At 45.0% G+C, this 5,207-nt stretch carries 6 protein-coding genes; 3 read left to right on the forward strand and 3 right to left on the reverse strand.

The annotated features are described in order from the left end of the window. Together BG32_RS07750 and BG32_RS07755 are read right to left on the reverse strand one after the other, a co-directional pair. The coding region (locus BG32_RS07750) for a PAS domain-containing protein (protein WP_121526650.1) at nt 1-975 on the reverse strand (975 nt) is incomplete at its 3' end. A gap of 142 nt (nt 976-1,117) precedes the next feature. Next, entirely contained in the window at nt 1,118-1,753 is a 636-nt protein-coding gene (locus BG32_RS07755) for a 4Fe-4S binding protein (protein WP_121510286.1), read from the reverse strand. Nucleotides 1,754-1,919: 166 nt separating this feature from the next. Here BG32_RS07755 and BG32_RS07760 point away from each other — a divergent pair, with 166 nt between their 5' ends. Further along, complete coding sequence (locus tag BG32_RS07760) at nt 1,920-2,672, forward strand: GNAT family N-acetyltransferase (RefSeq protein WP_259459603.1); 753 nt, start codon at nt 1,920-1,922, stop codon at nt 2,670-2,672. A 6-nt stretch (nt 2,673-2,678) separates the two neighbouring features. Here BG32_RS07760 and BG32_RS07765 read toward each other — a convergent pair whose 3' ends face one another. Further along, nucleotides 2,679-2,903, reverse strand: coding sequence for a hypothetical protein (locus tag BG32_RS07765; protein ID WP_121510288.1), 225 nt, complete (start codon nt 2,901-2,903; stop codon nt 2,679-2,681). 365 nt (nt 2,904-3,268) lie between these two features. On the opposite strand from BG32_RS07765, the gene BG32_RS07770 reads away from it, so the two are divergent. Both BG32_RS07770 and BG32_RS07775 read left to right on the forward strand, forming a co-directional pair. Further along, complete coding sequence (locus BG32_RS07770; RefSeq protein ID WP_099773113.1) at nt 3,269-3,682, forward strand: nuclear transport factor 2 family protein; 414 nt, start codon at nt 3,269-3,271, stop codon at nt 3,680-3,682. Between the two features lie 145 nt (nt 3,683-3,827). Then, nucleotides 3,828-5,072 (forward strand): OFA family MFS transporter, encoded by a 1,245-nt coding sequence (locus tag BG32_RS07775; RefSeq protein ID WP_006488325.1) that lies wholly within the window; start codon nt 3,828-3,830, stop codon nt 5,070-5,072. Nucleotides 5,073-5,207 lie beyond the last annotated feature (135 nt).

A 5,207-nucleotide genomic window follows, 5' to 3' on the forward strand; every position in this document is an offset into this window, starting at 1 on the left:
CATTTTCCCCCCGGACTTCTTGAAGGCTATCCAGACAAGAGGGAACCCTCCGTTTTCGACCACGATGTCACAAAGTCCCTTCAGTAAAGAATGTTCATCCTTTGCATGGACGAGAAATTCGTTTGCTCTGAACATTAGGGTTAGCAATTTGTTGAGTTTCTGAAGTTTAATTTCGTCCATCCTGCGCTGGGTAAGATCGGTGTACATTCCGACCATCCTCAAGGGTTTTCCTTCACTGTCTCTTGAGACAATTCGTGCTCTATCACGAACCCAGACAAGAGAACCGTTCTTCCCTATTAGCCTGTACTCCTTTTCATAGAAGGGTATATCGCCCTTGAAACATCTGTTGAGAACAGACTTCACTTCTTCAACATCTTCGGGATGAATTCTCTTCTCCCATTCGCTGACATGGTCAGAGATCTCTTCGTCAGAGAAACCAAGTATCTCCTTCCATCGCTTGGAGAAAATAACCTTGCCGGTCTCAATATCCCAGTCCCATATGCCTTCGCCAGAAGCATCTACTGCGAAAGTTAGTCTTGCGAGACTTTCCTTCAGTTCCCGCTGAATGATTACTCTCTCAAGGGTATTTGAAAGCGCAGCAGCTACTCCCAAAAGAAGTTTCTTTTCTTCCTTAAGAAAAGGACTTCCCTTTATGTCGAGCTCTTCTGTTAAGGAGACACTTATTGTTCCTATTTTCTTTCCGTTCACAACGATTTCCGCTGAAATCATTCTTTCATCAGACCATTGATCGACTGATCTATGCTCATTTCCATCGATCTCTATTCTTATCGCCGTCAGTTCGGGAAATCTAAATCCCCGAGGAAGCTGTTCCAATACAGATACAACTGCTTCATCGGCAGTCGAAGACTTATGAAGCTCATTGAATATTCTGTAAACGCAATCCAATTCCTTCATCCGCTCCTGAAGAGCGAAAACTGATCTTGCCAGGTTGTCGCTGCCTTCTTCAGTCGACACTATAATTCCTCTCTCTACTTTAGTAATAGAATGATTCTAGCATTAAAAACCTTGGTAGCAATCCAATATTCAAACAATGGAAAGCCGTCCCAGATTAAATGGGATAACTCTTCAGTCTGCCCTTTTCAAGGCAAGCTACTGATCATTTCAATACGGAATACTTTATCGAAATTTTCGGGCAGCTCTCTTTGCATTTAAGACATACAAGACATTCCGAAGTGTCAATCTTCATTCCATCTTCTTCGGATTCGATTGCACTTACAGGGCAAACATTCTGACAGATCCCGCAGGAAACACACGGTGGTTTCTCCACCTTCATTCCAAACAACGGTTTTCTTGAAAAGAGAGACAGCAAGGTTCCAAAGGGACACATATACCTGTGCCAAAACTCCTCTTCGAATACCAGAGTTATCAGAACAGAGAAGGCAGTTATGTATAGAAGAAGGTTGACCTTGATCTTAAAGATTCTTACCGCTACCATAAGCAAAAGGAAGAGAACAAGTACAGACCATCTGAATACATTGTTCTTGAAGATTGCTGGTGTCTTTAACCTCTTCACTCTAAGCTTTGAATAGAGCCAATTTATGGGTCTGAAAAGTGTTTCCATTGGGCAGATCCACCCGCAGTAAAACCTTCCCAGAAATAGAGCTCCGACCAGACCGATCCCGAAAATTAAGAACCACTTCTGGAGATCCCTGCTCCTCAGAAGAAAAAAGAATAGGAACAGGAAGCCAACCTCTACAATTACTCTCAGAGCCGCGGCCTTTCTATTTGTCATATAAATCTCTCCTTTCAATGAAAGTCTATAGCAAAAGTAAGGTCAAGTACGTGATATAAGTCACGAACGTATTAGAGGAGGCGATTTGTGAATAGGTTCTTGATGGTATAGTCTTTACAGTCCAAACTAATGGCGGTGATCCGATGAGAAAAATCGACGGCAGTGAGTGGAGGAATCTTCTTCCTTTCTTTACAAAAACAGGGAGTTCAACATGTTCATTATCGGCGATATAGAGAATACAAGTCCTGATTCGGACAACATGGAGATTTACCTAGATGGAGACTTTGACAGTCCTAGAGGCATTCTGCTTCGATACTACAAATTTCTCATTCTTTCCGACGGGGCGGGGATGAATTTCAGAGAAGCGGCAGGCGTTGTGAGGAGGTATGAACAGGCTATGATGCTTAGCGGAACCATCTCGGGTATAGATAGGATATCTCCGTATTTGCAGGAGATACGTGAAGAGGAAGAAACTCTCCGCTTCGCAGTTTTGAGGGAACCCAATCTTAATGCGGCCGGGTTTGAGGTAAGAAGGGCTACTACTGAGGATGCAGAGAAGCTTTTGGCCTTTCTTTTCTCAATAGAAGAGTTCCACGCAACGGATGAAGAATCCTTCATGGCCACACTGAAAGACGGGAGCACAAGAAGATACATAATTGAAGATCAGGGCGAAATACTGGCCACGGCGGCCAGTACCTCCGAGAGTTCCGATATGGCAATGATTGTTGGAGTCGCAACCGGCAAGGATTTCAGAGGGCGAGGTCTTGCTTCGGCAGTTGTATCCAAGCTGTGTGAAGATCTACTCGCCGAGGGAAGGACACCATGTTTGCTATACGACAATCCAGAGGCGGGAAGGATCTATAATCGGCTGGGTTTTAGAGAGATCGGTAAGCTGAAAACACTCAGGTTCAAAAAATGATGACCTTCAGAAATCAAGGGCTACGCCGATCTGACCCATTGGAACGAAGCTCGTTTCCGGGTTCGTAATTCGCTGATACAGTCCAAGACTCATCCACAGCTGAAATCCTGCTTTGAAGCTAGTATTTAAACTCCATTTGATCTCAAGAAGCATTCCCGCTATGGCAGCCAAATCGAAAGCGTCGGAAAATATCGCTCCGGCACAACCTCTTCCAACAGCTGATATTATCATCTTCTCTCCGAATAAGCTCAAATTACGATCTGTAACTTCCTGTAAGCTAGAAAGACCAGGGACCGCCTGAACCAAATATCGTAAATGTAGGTATCGCTCCCACTCCGCAGTAAATATTGGAGTCCAGTTCCAGAGAGAAACCGATTATCGCTGGGCTTCTTTTCCAGCTCTCAGTGTTAGCCCGGGGACTGCCACAAAGAAAACGAGAAAGAAAAAGATCATAACAATCGTTTTCATTAAGAAAACCTCCCATCTCAGCGAGATTACATTCCAGTTTGAACGACTAACGATACGATCTTGTACACATTTGACGGGGCAGTTCAATGATAGAATCTTAATAGTGACTGAGAGTGAGGTGTTATTCAGTGGAGCCAAGCGAGATGTCGGCCAGAGAGGTTCTAAAGGCCTTTTTCGAGAGCTACAGGAATCAGGATTTTGAATCGTTGAAGTCACTTTGCACCGATAATATTACCTACATCAATCCCGAGGGACTATCCAGTAATGGCATAGATGAGTTTCTCCAGCTTCTGAAAAGAGAGTTCGAATCATTCGGGGTTCTTTTCGAACCGATATCCTGGGAATCCTCTGTTGAAAGACCTTCATTCTGTTATTTTTCATGGAAAAGAGGCGTCAAGTTTGCTAGAAAAGCCGCCTTAAGGAGAGTTGAGACTTTTGGTTCGGCCTTTCTACTAAAGGTTGAGAAGAAGTGGCAGCTTGTTCACTTCCAGCAAGCGTTTTCCGGTTCTTACGCGAGCCTATTCAGGACAAGGGAAAAGTAATCACCGGTTTTTCATCTAAGAATTGGTTGATCGTATCGCACAGTTTTGGAATGATGTGGAGTTGTTGTAAAATACTAGCATAGTACTACGAACCGACTGAACAGATCTGCCCGGCAATTAACGTCATTTTCAGGAGGACAAATCTGTGGATAATACAAAGAAGGCCTGGCTCGTAGTCTTCAGTGGTCTTGGAGTCAACCTTACGCTCGGCGTCCTCTATTCATGGGGAATTATTTCTGCGGCCCTGATAGACGACTTCAAATGGACTGCAACTCAGACTCAAATCCCTTATATGCTGGCTTCTGCGGTTTTCGCTCTCACTATGATTCCCGGGGGAAAGCTTCAGGACAAGTTTGGCCCGAGACCCGTTCTCTTTGTTTCATCGATCCTTGCCGGCCTGGGTTTCTTCTTTTCCGGCCTGAACCTTTCGGTTGCCGGTCTGACGTTTTTCTTCGGTCTTGTCTTCGGTCTTGCAATGGGTTTTGGTTATTCATCGCCAACGCCGGCCGCAGTGAAGTGGTTTCACTCCGACCATAGAGGGCTAATATCTGGAATCGTTGTCAGTGGCTTCGGCCTGGCACCGGTGTATATTGCACCGTTGACGTCAGGCCTCATTGGTCTGTTTGGTCTGCCCACGTCCCTTATGATACTGGGTCTTCTATTCTTTCTAATAGTCTTCACTCTCTCGTTCTTCATAAGTAATCCCCAAGAGGGAGTCGAAAAGGTAAGACTGAAAAAGAAGCCGAGAAAGGTCCATAGACTGACCTCAAAGGATTACACCCTTAAGGAGATGGTTAGAACACCACAGTTCTACATACTGTGGACCATGTTCTTCTTTGGAACATTTGCGGGATTACTCATTATTGGCCAGATGTCTAAGATCGGTCTTGAGCAGGCATCGATTAGTAACGGCTTTCTTCTCGTGGTTGTATATGCAATCTTCAATTTCATTGGCCGGGTTACCTGGGGAAGCATCTCCGACTTTATTGGGAGAACGGCCACACTTTTCGCTATGTTTGCCATACAGGCACTTGTTTACTTCCTGTTCAGCTCGTTAACAAATCCTCTTGCTTTATTAATAGGCAAGAGCGTTGTTGGGTTCACATTTGGTGGAATGCTTGCAATCTTTCCGGTTGTGACGGCTGACTTTTACGGTGTTAAGAATCTTGGAGTGAATTACGGTGTAATGATAACGGCGTGGGGTGTTGGCGGAGTTATCGGGCCATTGCTCGGAGGAATCGCCCGTGATATCACCGGTGGGTATGAGATAAGCTACATAGTCTCGGCCGTGCTAAGCGTAGCGGGCGCTCTGCTGAGCCTGGTCATCAGGCATCCCGAAGAAGAAAAACGAGAGAAAAATGGGGGAAGAGCCGATGCAAAAGAGAACTGAAAAGCTTAAAAAGATCAGGAAAACGCTCGCTGTGCTGTCCGACGATGTTCAGTGGAAACTCGAAGACGTAGTTCTTACGATCGGAGACCTAATAGATGAGGACAAGAAAGTAACGATCGATGTCCTAAGAGAGAT

The sequence above is a fragment of the Mesotoga sp. HF07.pep.5.2.highcov genome (genome assembly GCF_003666285.1).
Classification (GTDB): domain Bacteria; phylum Thermotogota; class Thermotogae; order Petrotogales; family Kosmotogaceae; genus Mesotoga; species Mesotoga prima.

Excerpts from the sequence above, each read along its gene's own strand:
- BG32_RS07755 (WP_121510286.1), bottom strand. The coding sequence starts at position 1,753 with ATGACAAATAGAAAGGCCGCGGCTCTGAGAGTAATTGTAGAGGTTGGC.
- BG32_RS07765 (WP_121510288.1), bottom strand. The coding sequence starts at position 2,903 with ATGATAATATCAGCTGTTGGAAGAGGTTGTGCCGGAGCGATATTTTCC.